The 17558-nt window shown below is 64.6% G+C and carries 19 protein-coding genes; 4 read left to right on the top strand and 15 right to left on the bottom strand.

The features are described 5' to 3' along the window. Positions 1-41: 41 nt before the first annotated feature. From AC1VXC_RS00635 to ccmA, 14 genes are all read right to left on the bottom strand, one after another. Positions 42-2015, bottom strand: coding sequence for a PEP/pyruvate-binding domain-containing protein (locus AC1VXC_RS00635; protein WP_313494976.1), 1974 nt, complete (start codon positions 2013-2015; stop codon positions 42-44). Between the two features lie 265 nt (positions 2016-2280). Then, the gene (locus AC1VXC_RS00640; RefSeq protein WP_481539159.1) at positions 2281-2889 is read right to left on the bottom strand and encodes a DUF1294 domain-containing protein; all 609 of its coding nucleotides are present in this window, start codon (positions 2887-2889) and stop codon (positions 2281-2283) included. A gap of 192 nt (positions 2890-3081) precedes the next feature. Next, positions 3082-3918: a DNA ligase gene (locus AC1VXC_RS00645; protein ID WP_313169676.1), complete on the bottom strand. Its 837-nt coding sequence runs from the start codon at positions 3916-3918 to the stop codon at positions 3082-3084. Between the two features lie 92 nt (positions 3919-4010). Continuing rightward, the gene (gene metX / locus AC1VXC_RS00650; RefSeq protein WP_481539151.1) at positions 4011-5135 is read right to left on the bottom strand and encodes a homoserine O-acetyltransferase MetX; all 1125 of its coding nucleotides are present in this window, start codon (positions 5133-5135) and stop codon (positions 4011-4013) included. Positions 5136-5573: 438 nt separating this feature from the next. Beyond that, positions 5574-6599, bottom strand: a complete 1026-nt coding sequence (locus AC1VXC_RS00655; RefSeq protein ID WP_482994987.1) for a tetratricopeptide repeat protein — start codon at positions 6597-6599, stop codon at positions 5574-5576. Continuing rightward, positions 6593-7045, bottom strand: coding sequence for a cytochrome c-type biogenesis protein (locus tag AC1VXC_RS00660; protein ID WP_313169682.1), 453 nt, complete (start codon positions 7043-7045; stop codon positions 6593-6595). Before AC1VXC_RS00660 ends, AC1VXC_RS00655 begins: the two co-directional genes overlap by 7 nt. Beyond that, positions 7042-7668, bottom strand: a complete 627-nt coding sequence (locus AC1VXC_RS00665; protein ID WP_313169684.1) for a DsbE family thiol:disulfide interchange protein — start codon at positions 7666-7668, stop codon at positions 7042-7044. The genes AC1VXC_RS00660 and AC1VXC_RS00665 overlap by 4 nt, the downstream gene beginning before the upstream one ends. After that, complete coding sequence (locus tag AC1VXC_RS00670; RefSeq protein ID WP_313169686.1) at positions 7665-9599, bottom strand: heme lyase CcmF/NrfE family subunit; 1935 nt, start codon at positions 9597-9599, stop codon at positions 7665-7667. Before AC1VXC_RS00670 ends, AC1VXC_RS00665 begins: the two co-directional genes overlap by 4 nt. Further along, on the bottom strand, positions 9600-10067 hold the full coding sequence (gene ccmE / locus AC1VXC_RS00675) for a cytochrome c maturation protein CcmE (protein ID WP_313494968.1): 468 nt from the start codon (positions 10065-10067) through the stop codon (positions 9600-9602). It lies immediately after the preceding gene. Next, a complete protein-coding gene (ccmD, locus tag AC1VXC_RS00680) occupies positions 10064-10237 on the bottom strand; it encodes a heme exporter protein CcmD (protein WP_481539149.1) in 174 nt (57 codons plus the stop codon). Before ccmD ends, ccmE begins: the two co-directional genes overlap by 4 nt. Then, the gene (gene ccmC, locus AC1VXC_RS00685) at positions 10234-10986 is read right to left on the bottom strand and encodes a heme ABC transporter permease CcmC (RefSeq protein ID WP_313169691.1); all 753 of its coding nucleotides are present in this window, start codon (positions 10984-10986) and stop codon (positions 10234-10236) included. The genes ccmD and ccmC overlap by 4 nt, the downstream gene beginning before the upstream one ends. Before the next feature lie 331 nt (positions 10987-11317). Continuing rightward, positions 11318-11950 (bottom strand): TetR/AcrR family transcriptional regulator, encoded by a 633-nt coding sequence (locus tag AC1VXC_RS00690; RefSeq protein ID WP_313169693.1) that lies wholly within the window; start codon positions 11948-11950, stop codon positions 11318-11320. A 99-nt stretch (positions 11951-12049) separates the two neighbouring features. Next, complete coding sequence (ccmB, locus tag AC1VXC_RS00695) at positions 12050-12745, bottom strand: heme exporter protein CcmB (RefSeq protein ID WP_313169694.1); 696 nt, start codon at positions 12743-12745, stop codon at positions 12050-12052. After that, positions 12742-13401, bottom strand: a complete 660-nt coding sequence (gene ccmA / locus AC1VXC_RS00700; RefSeq protein ID WP_313169696.1) for a heme ABC exporter ATP-binding protein CcmA — start codon at positions 13399-13401, stop codon at positions 12742-12744. Before ccmA ends, ccmB begins: the two co-directional genes overlap by 4 nt. A 181-nt stretch (positions 13402-13582) precedes the next feature. Here ccmA and AC1VXC_RS00705 point away from each other — a divergent pair, with 181 nt between their 5' ends. The 4 genes from AC1VXC_RS00705 to AC1VXC_RS00720 all read left to right on the top strand — a co-directional run bounded on the left by AC1VXC_RS00705 (position 13583) and on the right by AC1VXC_RS00720 (position 16398). After that, the gene (locus AC1VXC_RS00705) at positions 13583-14731 is read left to right on the top strand and encodes a pyridoxal phosphate-dependent aminotransferase (RefSeq protein WP_282273094.1); all 1149 of its coding nucleotides are present in this window, start codon (positions 13583-13585) and stop codon (positions 14729-14731) included. After that, the gene (locus AC1VXC_RS00710) at positions 14731-15057 is read left to right on the top strand and encodes a hypothetical protein (RefSeq protein ID WP_481539148.1); all 327 of its coding nucleotides are present in this window, start codon (positions 14731-14733) and stop codon (positions 15055-15057) included. The genes AC1VXC_RS00705 and AC1VXC_RS00710 overlap by 1 nt, the downstream gene beginning before the upstream one ends. Positions 15058-15062: 5 nt before the next feature. Beyond that, positions 15063-15878 (top strand): amidohydrolase, encoded by an 816-nt coding sequence (locus AC1VXC_RS00715; protein ID WP_313170206.1) that lies wholly within the window; start codon positions 15063-15065, stop codon positions 15876-15878. A 91-nt stretch (positions 15879-15969) separates the two neighbouring features. Then, complete coding sequence (locus tag AC1VXC_RS00720) at positions 15970-16398, top strand: peptidase associated/transthyretin-like domain-containing protein (RefSeq protein WP_313169701.1); 429 nt, start codon at positions 15970-15972, stop codon at positions 16396-16398. A gap of 522 nt (positions 16399-16920) precedes the next feature. Here the strand turns inward: AC1VXC_RS00720 and AC1VXC_RS00725 are convergent. Beyond that, positions 16921-17556 (bottom strand): ATPase, encoded by a 636-nt coding sequence (locus AC1VXC_RS00725; protein ID WP_313169703.1) that lies wholly within the window; start codon positions 17554-17556, stop codon positions 16921-16923. Positions 17557-17558: the final 2 nt, after the last annotated feature.

The following is a 17558-nucleotide window of genomic DNA, read 5'->3' on the forward strand; positions in this document are numbered from 1 at the left end:
GAATCGGCTGGTACTGGGCGATGGAGAAGATGGGGCAGTCCCTAGCGGCTGCTTCCATCCACATAGGGCCGCGATTGCAGGATGAGTATGTCATCGCCAACCACTGCCCATTCGATGTCCTGATCAACTCCGCCCAACGCCTGCTTGGTGCGGCTGCCAACCGCTGCCAGCCTCGCGATCAGCGCATCGGTCAACACCTGGCGGGAGCCGGTCAGCGCCACTTCGCGAACACCGCCGCTGGCATTGGCGACCAGTTGGGTGTCCTCCGCGGAACGGCTGAGCACCTGCACGGCCTTGGACCAGTTCGAATACATCACCTGCTCGGCCTGCCGCTTGCCTTCCACCACGCGGATGCCGAGGCCGCGCTTGGCCGAGATATAGGTGATATGGCGACGTGCTGCATCAAATGGATCGCGGGTGATCATCACCCCGGAACTGTCCGAGGGCGCGGCCAGCTGCACCAGTACCGCCATCGCCACTGCGTCCTGGCCCAAACCAGCAGCGCGGCGTGCTTCGTAGGCCTCGAAGTTGTAGACCGACGCCCATACCGTCTGCACGGCCCGCACCAGCGCATCGGTGCCGACGACATTGGGCACCGTCGTGTACAGGCCGGCGCCGCTGAAGTTGGGCAGGTCCTCGGAGTTGGAGGAGCTGCGCACGAATACGCCACGGCCCTGCAGCTGGCTCTGCCACTGCGATTGCAGGCTGCGCGCCAGCGCAGGGTCCGGCACGGCGTTGGCGATCTCGGCACGCAGTGCGGTGAGGGCAGTGCGGCGGACATTGGCATCGGTGGCGAAACCCGGCTGCTGTTGTAGTGCGGCCAGTCGCTCGTTTATGCGCAGCTTCTGCATCGCCGATTGGTACTGCGAGAAGGGAACGCAGAATCCGTCGGGAACGCGGGCCGAAGGCGGCAGCGCGGATCTGAGGGTGCCCAGATTCGCCGCTTTGACGCCGCAATGATTGCTGTCCCTGGCGCGCAATGCCGAAAGCGGCTTCAGCGTGGTGACCGACAGGTCGGGCCGCGGCAGATTGCGCACCCCGGCTTGCGTGGTTCCGGGAGGCGTGCGGGTTGGACGCAGGGCTGGTCGCACCTTGTAATCGTTGTTTGTGACTTCCAGCTCGATCCATTGTCCGTCGTAGACGCGCAATGCAGCCTGCGCGTCGCGGACATAGACGTTGGGGATACGCCACCCCTTGGCCAGCAGGTTGACGTGCGACAACAGCGTCGATGGGCGTTGGGTAACAAGGCCGGCAACCGGTGGCAGCGAGATCGGAACCTCGTCCAGTACCACGATGTCCTGCGGCGACAGGTCGCTTGCCTGTTCGATCGAGCGGACTATGCGCAGGCGGCCACTGGCGATACCCGTGTTCAAGGGCAGGAAGGATTGCTCGCGCAGCAGTGCTTCCTGGGTGGTGAAGGGCAGGCCGGCGGAGCGGGCGGTCTGTTCGTGCAACGTGGAATTGGTCTTGAAGCGGATCGCCTCGTAGAACGATCCCCGTACCAGCTGATCGGTCTGCCTGAGCAGTGCCGGTGTCAGCTGGTCGCCTTCCCAGAACTCGTAGGTATAGCCGGGCAGATCGCGCTGCCAGCTTACGGTGCCGAACAGGAAACGCCGCTGCGGGTCCTTGTACTGCGCGTTGAGGGTGGCCTTGTCCAGCTGTGGCAGCAGCCGTTCGCGGCGCACGAAGTTCTCGTGCAGTTCGTAGCGTGGCGTATTGATGTAATAGATACGGGCCGGGTCACGGCGGTCGATGGTGAAGATCAGGTGCGGCATTTCCAGCGCCGTGCCGGGGTTGTAAATCCGCGCCAGGCGCATGAAATCGTCACGACTGGCGATGCGCGCCAACTGCGCCGGGGCTTGGGCATTGTCGATGGCAGCTGCGGTGGTGCCCTGTCTGACCTCATAGGACGACGGCTTGCGTGCGGTTTGCGCCAGCGCGTTCGGCATCGCAGCGAGGAGGACGGCGCTGAGGGCGACAAGATGCAGGTAAGCGAGGCGGAGTGCGGATTTCAAAATGGCTCGATCCATGATGCCGTGCTGGAGCTTGGGAGCGCAGATGATAAGCGACCGGCATCTGCACGGCTCGGCTACACAGCCAGGCCATGATCGTTCCTTGGGCTGGAAGTCGCGGAATCCTTTGGCATGGTCAGCGACTCCTGGCCCGGAGAAAGCGTTGCACCTTCAAGCCTGAGGATGCTGTGGCTGCTTTTGGGGGCTCGGCCGGAGTTCCCGGGTACGCTGCGCTTAGCCGGGCTGCGCTGGCATTGCGGCTGCGTGCTTAGTGGGGAAGGCTTAGTCTGCCACTGGCAAGGAGCCAGATTGCGGTGACATTGAGCACGACCGTCAGCCAGAACATGGCCTGGAAACTGGACTTGCTGGTCTTGTGGCGGAACAGCCCCTGGCCGATCAGCGCGCCCGGCCAGCCCCCGAGCAGGGAGATCAGGTGCAAGGTGTTTTCGGGCGTGCGCTGCTCACCGCGTGCAGCTGCGCCCTTGTCGTGGAGATAGAAGCCCAGCGCTAAGACGCTCATCCCGCCAATCACCGGCAAGGTCCATTCGGGTATCAACTTGGCAATCCATAGTCCCAGTATGCAGAGCAGGGCGCATGCACCCAGCAGGACGTGCGGCAGGCGCGCGGTAAACGGAGGACGCTTTGGCTTGGAAGTGACGGTTTTGGTGGCGCTTGCCGAGCGCACCGCGATGGCATTGAAGCGGCCGCGTTCGTCCCTGCGCAGCGCATAGCTGATCAGCATGCCGTCAGTCGGACGTTGCGTGCGCTGCTCGAAGGCTTTGATATGGACGAAGGCGCGGTCACCACCGCCGTTCGGAATCACGAATCCGAAGCCCTTGTCATCGTTCCAATCCTGCAGCCGGCCTTGATAGCGCATCGAGCTTGCCCTTGTTTGTTGCCGCCATTGCAGCGCAAACATGAGCGGCTGTGAAGCCCTGCACCGGGTCTGCTTTTGTGGGAACGGCGTAAGCCGCGAAGCTGGCAATGCTGAGACCCCATGTGCGTGTGCCATCTGATGATGTATGTGCTTCGCGGCTTACGCCGGTCCTACAAGGAATGATTGCTTTGATCAGCGATCATCTCGTACCCGCAGGAAACGCGGAAAGCGGGGCAGGCCGTGCACGGTCAGGCCGTTGTAGCGATAGGTCACCTGACTGCCGATCGGCGGTGGATCGGCACGCTGCGCATCACTCAGGCCGCTGCCGAGGCGGAACTGTGCACCGCTGTCGGCACGCACGAGCAGCGCGCCGACCATGCCGGCATACTTGCCCTTGCCTGGTACATGGCCGATCACGCGTGCTTCGGCATCGTCGTACGGTTTGAGTTTGAACAAGCCAGCGCTACGGCCGTCGCTGTAGCGGTTGTCCTGGTGATGCAGCATCAGGCCTTCGCCGCCAGCCTGGACGATGCTGCGCAGGTGTCGGTGCAGGCTTTCGGTATCTGGCAGACGGCGTTGCTCTATGGCGAGCAGATAGGGGTTGGCTTGATTGGCGATGATCCGGCTGAGCTGGGCATGGCGCCGGGCGAAGCCAGCGGTGGCATGGGGTAGATCGAAGGCCATGAAACGGAGCTTGCGCCACTGCTGCTCATCGGCTGGGCTGCTGCGGATGAGCCCGCTGGTGGCTTCGAACTGACCGCGTGCCATCCATAATTCGCCGTCGATCGCCTGCTTGGGCCAGCCCTGGGTAAACCATGCCGGCGTCGGGATGCGGTGACCGGCGCGGGTCCAGAGCGCGTGACCGTCCCAGCGTGCGCGCACGCCGTCGAGTTTCTCGCTGACCAGATAGAGGGATACATCCGGCCCGTCCTGCCAACTGCTGGCCAGCATCAACGGTGGCGCGGCGGCGGGTGCGGCGGCGAGCGAACCGCAGAGCAAGAGCAGCAGAAACAGCAACAGGCGCGACATGGCTGACCTCCGGTTGTCGGAGGCTTCAGGGTGCTGTGCGCAGTGGGCAGGGGGCCATCAGCGGCCACCTGCATCCGAGTTCGGGGCGGTGTTTACGTGGCTGTCGGAAGTGTCCGCAGGAACTGTGCCACGGCAGGGCCGAAGCGGTCGTAATCCACCAGGAAGGCGTCATGGCCTTGTGGTGAATCCATACCAATGAACTGCGCGTCGGCGCCACCTGCGCGCAGGCCGTCGGCGATTTGCTGCTGCTGTTCCACCGGGAACAGGATGTCGGTGTTGGCGCCGATGGCCAACGCGCGCTCAACCTGGATCTTCGCCAGCCCTGCCAATACGTCGCCATCGGCGTATTCGGCCAGGTCGAACCAGTCCATGGATCGACCGAGGTAGAGATAACAGTTCGGGTCGAAGTGGCGCACGAAGCGGCGGGCGTGGCCTTCCAGATAGCTCTCGACCTGGAATTCCAGGCCGAACGGGTCTTCGGCGGTCTGGTCCGAGTCCAGCCGCACGCGGCCGAAGCGGCCATCCCATTCCAGCGCCGAGCGATAGGTGATGACGCCGAGTTTTCGCGCCATGCGCATGCCCGATTCCGGGTAATGCACTTCGTCGTAATCGCCGTTGTTCCAGGCTGGATCGAGGCGGATGGCCTCGCGCTGCAGCGAACGGATGGCGATCGAGAACGGCAGGGCGCGGGCGCTGCCGGAGATGTTGATGTGGCTGCGGGCGATGCCCGGGTGCTGCAGCAACACCGCCAGTGCGGTCATGCCGCCCATCGAGTTGCCGATCAGGCAGGCCAGTTGGGTGATGCCAAGTGCGCGCACGACTTCGGCGGCGGCGTTGGCCACGTCTTCAATCGACAACTCGGGGAAGGACAGCCGGTAGGTCTTGCCGGTGGCCGGGTCCAACGAGGCCGGGCCGGTAGAGCCCTTGCAGCTGCCCAGCGAGTTCACGCAGATGACGAACCAGCGGTCGGTATCAATTGGCTTGCCGGGGCCAAGCATCGGCTCCCACCAGCCGTTGGCGGGGTTGTCGGCATTGCTGGCGGCGTGCGCATCCGGCGACAGGCCGGTGACGATCAGGATGGCGTTGCTGGCATCGGCGGCCAGATTGCCCCAGGTTTCGTAGGCGACGTGGGCGCCGACAAGGCTGCCACCGCGCTTCATCGGGAATGGGGAAGACAGCGCATGGAAGCGGCTGCCGACGGGGGTGAATTCAGTCATCTGCCAATTTTAACGGGGATGCCGGGCGCATCTTCGCATGGATGATAACCAGTGGTTATCACGCTATTCCGGCGAGGTGGGCGCGCCAGCGGAGCGTGCCGGGGCTGCGTGCCGAACCAGCCCTGTAGTCCGGGTAAGCGCAGCGCACCCGGGAGGCAAGGCCGGCCGAAGACGGTGAAATTCGCTTTAAATGCGGCGAAGGGCGTGAGCTTCACGCGTGGTGCCGAGTTCCCCCGGGTGCGCTGCGCTTACCCGGGCTACGGGGCGGTACTTGAACGGCCACGGCCGCAGTGCTGTCGGTGCCGGCCAGAGTGGGTTGTTTGTAGGAGCGGCGTAAGCCGCGAAGCTAAAGTTGCCCAAGCACATGGCATCTCTGTCATCTGCTGGATATGCTCGCTTCGCGGCTTACGCCGCTCCCACAAGACAGCTTGCAGCGGGTTACTGACCCAGCATGATCGCCAACGGCTTGTCAGTCGGCAATTTGACCTTGATCGGTACCGACTCGACGTCGCCTTCGCCGCGCATCGCATTGCCACTGGCGGACAGGCGGGCGAACACTTCCACTTCCTGTAGCGCCGACAGCTTCTGCGTGGGCATCGGGCTGTCGTCGTCGTCAAGGGTGACGGTCAGTGGCGCTGCCTGCGCAGGGTGGCGCTCGACGGCGACCGGCATTGGTGGGCCACCAGGGATGCGGGCGATGACGAACATGGTTTCCTTGCCGGCAGCGGCGCGTTCGGCCAAGGCAGGGGCCAGGGTAACCGTTATGGTGATGCCGCCGCCGGCAGTGCTTGCTGCTGCCGTTGTTGTTGCTGTGCCAACCTGCGCGGAGGTCGGCGCCTTGCCACGGGCGATATCGATCTGCGCCTTCAGCGCGTTTGCGGCGGCGGGCTCCAACCTTGGTAGCAGGCTTTCCCAGGTCTGCGCGGCCTGTTCGTTCTGGCCTTGCTGACGCTGCACGATGCCGGTGAGCCAGATCACCCGCTCGTTGTCCGGTGCGATCTGGCGGGCGCGGGCAAGCCACTGTTGGGCGGTGTCGTCGAACAGGAATTTGGGATCGGCCTGGGCGCGGGTCTGTGCGGCTTCGAGCAGCAGGCCGGGTTCTTCCGGCGCCAGCTGCACGGCGCGCTGGTAGGCCGCAGCGGCATCGGCGACCTTGCCGATCTCCAGCTGCGAGCGGGCCAGCAGCACCCAGCCGTCAACGCGCTCGGGGTTCTGCTTCAAGGCATCCTGCAGCTGGGCGATGCCTTCTTCGATGGTCTGCGGCGCGGCAGCGGGTTCAGGTTGCGGCTGCATCGCCGCCGGAGTTCCCAACAACTGGTACAGGCCCAGCGTGGCGACCAGCGCCATCGCAACCAGACTGCCCCAGATCCGCCGTTTGCCGGCGCGCCACAGTGGCCACAAGGTGACGCCGGTTGCCACTACCGCCAGCACTGCAGCGCCTGTCATGAAGCCGGCATTCACCATTCGCGCTCTTCCTGACTGGCGTCGTCATTGCTGGCAACAGGAACGGTGCGGCCACGCCGCCGTACATGCACGATCAACAGCACGGCGCCGGCCAGCAACAACAGGCCAGGTCCGAACCAGAGCAGGGCGGTGCCGGCTTCCAGCTGCGGACGGTACAGCACGAACTCGCCGTAACGGTCGACCAGGAACTGCTTGATCTCGGCATCGCTGCGGCCTTCGTGCATCAGCTTGAGCACTTCGCGGCGCAGGTCGTGGGCGATCTGCGCGTTGGAGTCAGCCAGTGATTGATTCTGGCATTGCACGCAGCGCAGTTCGGCGGTGAGTGCGTGGAAGCGCACTTCCTCGGCGCGGTCGCGGTATTGCAGTGGGCTGGGGTCGCCGGCTGGCTGCGCGCTGGCGGCGAACACCAGGCACAGCCATAGCAGGACCACAGCCCAGGCTTTCATCGGGCGGCCCCGAGGTCCGGTGCACCGTGTTTGCCACCGGCGGCGGCTTCGACTTTTTCCAGTGCCGGAATCAGCTGTTCGTCCATCACCTGCTGGGTAATGGCGCCGCTGTACTTCCAGCGCACGATGCCGCTGCCATCGACCAGGAAGGTTTCCGGTGCGGCAGCAATGCCCCAGTCCAGGGCGGTGCGGCCTTCCTGGTCGGCCAGCACCACCATGTAGGGGTTGCCCAACTGCTCCAGCCAGCGCAATGCTTCGCTGGGCTCGTCCTTCCAGTTGTAGCCGATCACGCGCACGCGCTTGGTCTCGGCGAAGCGGGTGAGGATGGGGTGCTCATCGCGGCAGGTCGGGCACCAGCTGCCCCAGACATTGAGCAGGTAGGGGGCGCCACGCAGCTGCTTGTCGGTGACATGCACGCTGGGGTCATGCAGCACCGGCAGGGAGAAGGCGGGGGCGGGCTTGTTGATCAGCGCCGAGGGCAGGCTGTCGCGGTCGGGTTTGCCGGAGCGGCTGACGCCGTACAGCATCAAGCCCATCAGGCCGAGGAAGAACAATGCCCCGAGGACGATGGCGACCGGCGGCAGGCGATGCTTGGTGTTGGATTCGGGTGCAGGACTATTCATTTCGATTTCTCAGGCAGCCTGCGGAAACGGCGGTCGACGGCGGTGATGAAACCGCCCAGCGCCATCAGCGCCGCGCCCAACCAGATCCAGCGGACAAAAGGTTTGATCTGTACGCGTACGGCCCAGGAGCCATCGCCCAGTGATTCTCCCAGCGCCACGTAGATATCGCCACCCAGGGTGGGATGGATGCCAGCTTCGGTCATCGGCTGGCCGCCGCTGGCGTACATGCGTTTTTCCGGGTGCAGGCGGGTAATCAGCGTGTCGCCACGCAACACCTGCAGGTGCCCGCGGTCGGAGTGATAGTTCGGCCCATCGCTGGCATCCACGCCTTCGAACAGTAGCGTATACCCGCCGGCGTCGATGGATTTGCCCGGTGCCAGCGCCACTTCATGCTGCACATGCAGCGCTTCCACCAACAAGGCGCCGACCAGGAAGACGGCGACGCCGAAGTGGGCGATCAGCATTCCCCAGGTTTCGGCATTGGGCCGACCACTTTTGCGCAGGCGCATCCACAGGTAATAGCCGGTGCCGCCAGCTACCCATGCAGCCCCGGCAATACCGATGCCGGTCTTGAACTTGCCCTGTGGTGCCATCCACCAGCCAATGATGCCCAGCACAATCGCCAAACCGGCCCATGGCGCCAACAGCGCCAGCGTGCGCAAGCCCTGCTCGCGCTGCCAGCGGCTGAGCGGGCCAAACGGCAGCAGCACGATCATCGGTGCCATCAACACCACGAACAGCGTGCCGAAGTACGGCGGCCCCACCGAGACCTTGCCCAGATCCAGCGCATCGGCCAGCAGTGGATACAAGGTGCCGAGCAGCACCATGGCGCAGGCGCAGCTGAGTAGCAGGTTGTTGGCCAGCAGCAGGCTTTCGCGGGAGTTGAGTGTGAACGCCCGACGCGGGTCGGCGCTGTTTCCACCCATGCCGGGTGCACGGATTGCATAGAGCAGCAGCGAGCCGCCGACCACGACGCCCAGGAAGATCAGGATGAACAGGCCGCGCGAGGGATCGGCGGCAAACGAGTGCACGCTGGTCAGCACGCCCGAGCGCACCAGGAAAGTGCCGAGCAGGGACAGCGCAAACGCGGCGATCGCCAACAGCAAGGTCCAGCCGACAAACACGCCGCGTTTTTCGGTGGCCGCCTGCGAATGCAGCAGGGCCGCGCCCACCAGCCATGGCATGAAGCTGGCGTTCTCCACCGGGTCCCAGAACCACCAACCGCCCCAGCCCAGCTCGTAGTACGCCCACCAGCTGCCCAGCGCGATGCCGATGGTCAGGAAGCCCCAGGCCGCGTTGGTCCACGGCCGGGTCCAGCGCAACCAACGCACGTCGATGCGGCCATCAATCAGTGCCGCTATGGCGAAGGCGAACGGCACCGCGAAGCCGACGTAGCCCAGATACAGCAGGGGCGGGTGGATGATCAGGCCCGGGTCCTGCAGCAGCGGATTGAGGTCGTGGCCTTCACTAGGCGCTGGCAGCAGGCGCGCGAACGGATTGGAGGTGAACAGCAGGAAGGCGAGGAAGCCAACGCTGATCATGCCCATCACCGCCAACACCCGCGCCATCACCTCGGGCGGCAACTGTCGCGAGAACGCCGCAACCGCTGCGGTCCAAAGCGCCAACACCAGCGACCACATCAGCAACGAGCCTTCGTGCGCACCCCATACCGCCGAGTAGCGGTAGATCATCGGCAACAGCGAGTTGGAGTTGTCGGCGACATAGCGCAGCGAGAAGTCCTGGCGCACAAAGGCAATCGTCAGCACCACGAAGGCGGCGAGCACCATGGTCAGCTGCAGCAGCGCTGCCGGGCGTGCAATCGCGGTGAGTGCCGGGATGCCGCGTTGGGCGCCAATCAGCGGCAGGACGCTTTGCAGCAGGGCTGCCAGCAGGGCGAGGATCAGCAATACCTGTCCGATTTCACCAAGCACTCAGGGCGTTTCCGTCGTTGGGGTGGTGACCGGGACCTGATGCTTGTCGTGCGCCACGCCCATCTTGTCGGCCAGCTCCTTGGGCATATAGGTCTCGTCGTGTTTGGCCAGCACGTCTTCGGCGACGAATACGCCGTTGGCCATGCGTCCGGTGGCGACTACCGCCTGGCCTTCGCGGAACAGGTCGGGCAGGATGCGGTCGTAGGTGACGGGCAGCACCGCGTCGCCGTCGGTGACCTCGAAGCGTGCGAGCAGCGCGCCGGGTTCGCGTTTGAACGAGCCCTTCGCAACCATGCCGCCGAGCCGGAAACGTGCGTCCGGTGCGACCTGGCCGGCCTTGACCTCGGCTGGCGTGTAGAGATAAGCGATGTTGCGCTGCAAGGCAGTGCTGACCAGGGCCACCGCTGCGCCGGCAACCAGCACGACCAGCAGGACCAGCAGCAACCGGCGACGCTGGGTCGGGCTCATCGGCTCAGTTCCTCATCAACGGCTGCTGCGCTGCCGCGGCTGGCGCGGGTGAGGCGCGCACGCGCCTCGCGCAACTGCTGGCGGATCTGCAGGCGCGGCACGATGAAATCCCAGGCCAGCACGATGAAGAACACGGCATAGGCCAGCGCCACGTACTTGAAGTAGGTCATGCCGATTTCTCCAGCTTCTCGCGCAGCCAGGCCTTGCCGACTTCGCGCCGCAGGTTGTCGGCGCGGGCGCGCGCCAACAGTGAGCCGACGAACCAGAACTTGGTGGCCAGCACCATGATCCACAGCGGCAGGATCATGCTGCTGTCCATGCTGGACTCGCCGAACACGCGGATGGTCTGGCCCTGGTGCAGCGAGTTCCACCACACCACCGAGTAACGGATGATCGGCAGCATCACCACCCCGACAATCGCCAGCAGGCCAGCGGCGCGGGCGGCGGCGCGGCGATCATCGATGGCGCCGTACAGGCCCATCACGCCCAGGTACATGAACAACAGGATCAGTTCGGTGGTCAGGCGCGGGTCCCAATCCCACCAGGTGCCCCACATCGGCTTGCCCCAGATGCTGCCGGTGAGCAGGGTGATCAGGGTGAATGCGGCGCCGATGGGCGCGCAGGCCATGGCCAGTATCTCGCAGAGCTTGATCCGCCAGATCAGCGCGATGGCGCTGTAGAACGCCATCAACCCGAATACGAACAGGCTCATCCACGCCGACGGGACGTGGATGTAGAGGATGCGGAAGCTGTCGCCTTGCTGGTAGTCGGCAGGCACCACTGCCAAGGCCTGCCAAAGGCCGAAGCCGAACAGCGGTAGTGCGGCGATGTAACACCAGGTGGACCAACGGGCGGCGAAGGTGTCGAAGTAGGGCGGGGAGCCCAGCTTGTGAAACCAACCAACTAAACCTTTGAACATCCGCTCGCTCGCTGAGGAAGACGATGACCGGGCCGCAATTGGCGGCCCGGCCGGCTGGGTGGTGCGGCTTGCACCACCGTTGCTGTTTTCAGACTAGCGCAAGATACCGCAAATTCAGGCAACGGGCGGGTAGCCAGGAGTTCGTTGAAGAAGAGGGTTTCTCCGCACGTCCCAGCGCCGCGCGGCGGGGGCTGCCCCGTGGAAGAGGTAATGCTGCAATCGCCTGCGAGGTGTTTGCAGGGGGGCCAAGTTGCCAGATGATTCGCTTGGCGACAGCGTGGCAGGGCTGGCGTGCCAGCCCTTCGATGGCGCCGGACGCGGAATAGGTGGCTCAGCTTCGCGGCAGGGCCCCGGCCATGAACAGGCGCACCGCCGCGCGGGCCTGCTCCTGCGCGCGGGGCAGGTCGCTGGCAATCACGCGGCCATTGACCGAGCGCAGGATCAAGCCGCCGATCACCACCATGTAGAAGAAGTGTGCGGCTTGCTCGGGGTTCTCGATGTACATCCGCCCGGCCGCGGTTTCGCGGGCGAAGTATTGGCTGAGCCGCACCTCCATGGGGGCCACGCCATGGGCATGGAACCAATCACGCAACCCCGGTTGGTTCATGCCCTCGGAAATGACCACGCGATGGCAGGCCAGGCGGGCGGGCGAGAGGACTTCCTCGGCCATCTGGCTGGCGGCCTCTTCCAAAGCCTCGGTAGGCGGCAACGGAGACTGCAGCAAGGTATCCAGGCTGCGGCCGAAGTCGTTGATGCTCTGCTCCATCAACGCATGGATCAGGCCTTCCTTGTCGCCGAAGGCACGGTACAGCGTCGCCATCGAGCCGCCAGCGCGTTTGACGATGTCGGCCAGGCGCGCGGCCTGATAGCCCTTTTCATTGAAGACTTCGGTGGCGGCCGCCAGGAACTTCTCCACGCGCAGTTCACCGCGGCGTTGCAGCTCGACCACGGGACGGGGGGGCAAGGTAGGCTTGTCTACGCTCGGGACTTCCGTGTGGGGCCGCTCAGCCATGTGCTTGGTGTGATTTGTGAAGTCACCGTCAAGAATAGCGCTGTTTTGCGCTCAGGAGTTGGCGATGCGGATTGCGGCTGCCGCGGTCAGCGGGGCGAGCACCGCGCTGACCAGCAAGCCGGCCGCCAGCATCAGCAGTGCGCCACTGGCATCGAAGCCCTGTGCGGCTGCCGCGACCGCGCCGGCCCCGAAGACCAGTACCGGTACGTAGAGCGGCAGCACCAGCAGCGCCAGCAGGATGCCGGCCCTGCGCATGCCTACGGTCAGCGCAGCGACCACGGCACCCAGCAGGCTCAGCAAGGGGGTGCCCAGTGCCAGTGCCGCAAGCAGCACGGGCAACTGCGCACGCGGCAGATGCATCAGCTCGGCCAGCAAGGGGCTGACCAGTACCAGCGGGAATGCAGTAGTCAGCCAATGCGAGAACACGCGCACCGCCACCAGCCAGGCCAGTGGCACCGGCGATAACAGCCATTGCTCAAGCGAACCATCTTCGGCGTCGCTGCGGAACAAGGTGTCCAGCGAGAGCAGTCCGGCCAGCAGGATGGACAGCCAAAGCACCGCCGAGGCAACGCTTTGCAGTTGTTTGGGCGCGGCCCCCAGGGCCAGGGCGAACAGGGCAACCACCAATAGTGCGAACAGGATTGGCTGCGCGGCATCGCCCCGCCGGCGCCACAGCAGCTTCAGGTCACGGGCGAGCAAGGCGCGGGCAGCGGAGAGCAGGGTTGGCTGCGGACCGGGCAGGCTCATGCCGCGTCCTCCTGTGCTGCAGGGCTGGCCAGGGTGAGCGTGCGGTTGCGCACCGGTGGTGCCGCATAGGCCCCGTGCGTGGTTACCAGGGCGCCGCCACCGCTGCGCAGGTGCGCGGAAATCATCCGGTTGACCAGGTTGATCCCGTCCAGGTCGAGATTGGCGTAGGGCTCATCCAGCAGCCAGATCGGGGCGGGCGACAGCCAGATGCGGGCCAGCGACAGGCGCTTTTTCTGCCCGGCGGACAATTGCCGTACCAGGGTGTCCTCATATCCGGCGAGGCCAACGATGGCCAAGGCGTTGCCTGGCATCTGCCGCGCTCGGCGGCCTTGCAGGCCGCACAGGAAATGCAGGTTTTCCAGGGTGCCAAGGTCTTGCTTGAGTGCGCTCAGATGGCTCAGGTAGGCGATGTAGCGGGAGCGGTCGGTACTGCTCGCCGGCCGTCCGTCGATCTCGATGCGGCCTTGCTCCGGACGCAGCAGCCCGGCCAGGACACGCAGCAGGGTGGTTTTGCCGGCGCCATTGCTTCCTTGCACCAGCAGCGCTTCGCCTGCGTCGACATGCAGGTCCAGCGGGCCGAATACCGGATCGTCATTGCGGGTGAAACGCAGGTCGCGTGCGGCCAGCAGCGGCGGGATGTTCGCGGTTTCAATCATCGGATCGGGCGCTTCCGTCCTTGGGAGGTGGCGCAGGCTGGGCAGCGCATCGGGGCGCGCAGTATAGCGCCGGGCCGTCGTTGCCCCGCACCGTGCAGGCACGGTTTGAGCTGCTGATTGGCAGCCGGGAGCGCTGGCTTTGCGTACACTCGGGGTTTTCTCCCCCGGCACGTACCTATCCATGCATCCGCAGACCAAGTTGCCCAAGGTGGGCACCACCATCTTCACCGTGATGTCGCAGCTGGCCGCCGAACACGGCGCGGTCAATCTTGGCCAGGGATTTCCGGACTTTTCCGCCCCGCAGCGCTTGATCGACGAAACCGCCAAGGCCATGCGTGAGGGCCTGAACCAGTACGCGCCGATGACCGGTGTTGCGCCGTTGCGGCAGGCGATCGCGCAGAAGGCGCTGGACTGCTATGGCGCGCAGGTGGATCCCGACAGCGAGATCACCGTCACCTCCGGCGGCACCGAGGCGATCTTCAATGCCATCCATGCCGTGGTACGGGCCGGTGAGGAAGTCATCGTGCTGGACCCGGCCTATGACTGCTACGAGCCGGCGATCGACCTGGCTGGCGCGCGCGCTGTACACGTGCCGCTGGACCCGCAGACCTTCGCAGTGGATTGGGACCGCGTACGCGCGGCAATCACCCCGAAGACGCGCATGTTGATGGTCAACACGCCGCACAACCCATCCGGCGCGATGTTGACTGCCGATGACATGCAGGCGCTGGCCGACGTGCTGCGCGGCACTGACATCTACCTGATCTCCGATGAAGTGTACGAACACATCATTTACGACGGCGCGCGTCACGAGTCGGCATTGCGTTACCCGGAACTGCGCGAACGGGCGTTCGTCATCTCGAGCTTCGGCAAGACCTACCACTGCACCGGCTGGAAGATTGGCTACGCCATCGCGCCGCCGGCAATGACCGCCGAGTTCCGCAAGGTCCACCAGTACAACACCTTCACCACCTACAGCCCGGCGCAATACGGTTTTGCCGCGATGATCCGCGATGAGCCCGAGCATCACCTGGAGCTGGGCGCTTTTTACCAGGCCAAGCGTGATCGCTTCCGCGAGCAGTTGCTGGGTACGCGGTTGAAGCCGTTGCCGGTGCCGGGCGGCTACTTCCAGTTGGTGGATTATTCGGCGATCAGTGACTTGCCGGACCATGAGTTCGTGCGCTGGCTGACCATCGAGAAGGGCGTTACCGCGATTCCGTTGTCGCCGTTCTACGAAACCCCGCCGGCCGGCCAGCGTCTGGTGCGGCTGTGTTTCGCCAAGAACGATGCGACGCTGGATGCAGCCATCGAGCGCCTGCGCGCGCTCTGATGTTTGAAACCAACATGGATACCGGCTTGGTCGTTTTCCTCGTGGCGTTCGGCACGTTCCTGCTTGCGGTTGCGGTGAAGGGCTATTTGTTCCTTTCCGTGGTTCAGCCCGGCTTGCATGCGCGTGGCGTGTCGGTGGATGAGGGGCGCCTGGCGTTTCGTGGCAGCTTTGGTCGCTATACCCGTGAATATCTGGCGTTGCTTGATGATGTCGAGCGGTGCCTGCCGGTCAATCGTTGGATCGCGCGGCTGCAATGGTGGGTGCCGGTACTGGGCGCGGCCATGGCGACCAGCGCTGTTCTTTCTTCATGGCTTTCAGGACGATGACGACAATGCAGGACCTGCGTATTTCCCTGGTGCAGGGTGACACCCGCTGGCACGACCCTGCGGGTAACCGCGACTATTACGGTGCGCTGCTGGCGCCGCTGGCGGGAAACACCGATCTGGTGATCCTGCCGGAGACCTTTACCAGTGGCTTCTCCAACGACGCCATTGACCAGGCCGAAGACATGGACGGCCCGACTGTTGCATGGATCGCCGAACAGGCGCGCGCGCTGGGTGCGGTAGTGACCGGCAGCGTGCAACTGCGGGTTGATGGAAGCGTCTACAACCGCCTGCTGTGGGCTACGCCTGATGGCGAACTGCACTACTACGACAAGCGCCACCTGTTCCGCTTTGGCGGCGAGCACAAGCGTTATGCCGCCGGCAACGGGCGCTTGTGCGTGGAATGGAAGGGGTGGCGGATCAATCCGCAGATCTGCTACGACCTGCGTTTCCCGGTGTTCTGCCGCAACCGCTTTGATGTGGAGCGGGCAGGGCAGATGGATTTCGACCTGCAGATCTTCGTCGCCAACTGGCCGTCGGCGCGTGCCTATGCGTGGCAGACGCTGGCGCGTGCCCGGGCGATTGAGAACCTCTGTTATGTGGCGGTGGTGAACCGCATTGGCGTGGACGGAAATGGTCTGCATTATTCCGGCGACAGCGCGGTGATCGATTTCCTCGGCCAGCCGCAGCTGGAGATTCGTGAGCGCGAGCAGGTGGTCACCACGACGATCTCGGCGCAGGCGCTGGCGACGCATCGCGAGCGCTTCCCGGCGATGCTGGATGCCGATACGTTCACCCTGGCTGGTCCGGTGGTGGTTCGCTGAACGCTGGCCGCGCGCCGTGCCCGTCCGCTCTTTGCAATGGGCGGGCTGGCTGTCAGGCTCGGAGCGGGCTCAATCAAGCAGAGGATGCGCGATGAAGAAGATGGCGATGATGGCGTTGCTCGGCTTGGGAATGGTCCCGGCGGCGCAGGCAGCAGGCAATATCGACTGTGAATTGCGCTACAACCTGAGCGGTTGGTCGGCGTTCTACAAGACTTCCAGCGGTACCGGCACGATTACCTGTGACAACGGTGCCAGCATCCCGGTCAAGATCACCGCCAAGGGCGGCGGCCTGACCGTGGGGCGCACCACCATCACCGATGGTCGCGGCCGCTTTACCGGGGCTTATACGCTCAACGATTTGTTGGGCACCTATGCAGCGGCCGAGGTGCACGCCAGCGCTTCGCGGGCCACGGATGCGCAGGCAATGACCAAGGGTGACATCTCGTTGGCGTTGGCCGGAACCGGGCGTGGCTGGAGCCTTGGCATTGGTTTCGGCAAGTTCGTGATCGAACGGCGCTGATTTCCTGGATCGAGGGTGGCTGGCGGCAGAGCAGAAGCCTGCCCTCATCCGCCCCTGCGGGGCACCTTCTCCCGCTTGCGGGAGAAGGGAAAGCATAGAAGCAAAGTCCAAGGCCGAAGCAAAGTCCAAGGCCGAAGCAAAGTCCAAGGCCGAAGCAAAGTCCAAGGCCGAAGCAAAGTCCAAGGCCGAGGCGAAGTCCAAGGCCGAGGCAAAGTCCAAGGCCGAATCAGCGGCCAAAGCCGAGCGACTGATACCGTTGAAGCAGGCACAGAAGTCGCTGGGCAAGAGTGGTGCTTGTGCGCTGCTTCCTTCTCCCGCTGGCGGGAGAAGGTGCCCCGAAAGGGGCGGATGAGGGGAGCTCTTGCAGTGAGGGAGCGTGTGCAGCCGATAGGCTCCGCCCCCGTCGCAAACTACCGATCTGTCGCTCCCGCTCCCCCTGCATGCGGGGCGATGGACGTGCAACGGTTGCGGTTCAAGCCATGCACAGCGCAGGGCACGTCACCAAGCTTCTGGCCTTGCGCCTCAATCTTCCGCAGCTGCTGGAAATGCCTTGAGCGCAGCCCACACTATCGGCTTGGCCCATTCGGGCACCTGTGCAAACTCTTCCTGGCTGACCGGGCAGAGGATCCGCCCCCTATCCACTTCCAGGACCACCAAGGGTTCCACCAGGCCATCGGCATCGGGTGGCCGGCTGTTGTCGTAGACGTGCAATGTGGTCAGGTGTGGGAGTAGTTCAATCAGATTGATACGCGAGCTGTCGTAGCGCTGGCGGATCTTGTCCTCCGGTATGTCGTGGCCACCGGCAGCAACGCGCTCGGCAACACGTTGCAGATGCAGGTCTACGCTATCCAGGCCGCAGAACCAGACGGTTACTTCATGCTGCTCGCAGGCTTCGCGCAACAACCGGGGAATGGTGCTGGCGCCGAGTGTGGTTTCGAAGGCGTAGTCGCGATTGGATTGCATCGCATCGCGCAGGCGTCGGGTGCCTTCCTGCCACGCGCAGGCGTTGGCTTCCGCCAGTGGCCAGTCGCGTTCGACCAGTTGCCGGGTAAAGGCGTCCGGGTTGAACCAGGTGGCACCGTCGTGCGCCAGCATCATGCCCAGCAGCGAACTCTTGCCGGCGCCATTGACGCCGGCCAATACCAGGATGCGCGCCATCG

It is taken from the genome of Stenotrophomonas sp. STEN033, from assembly GCF_056856655.1.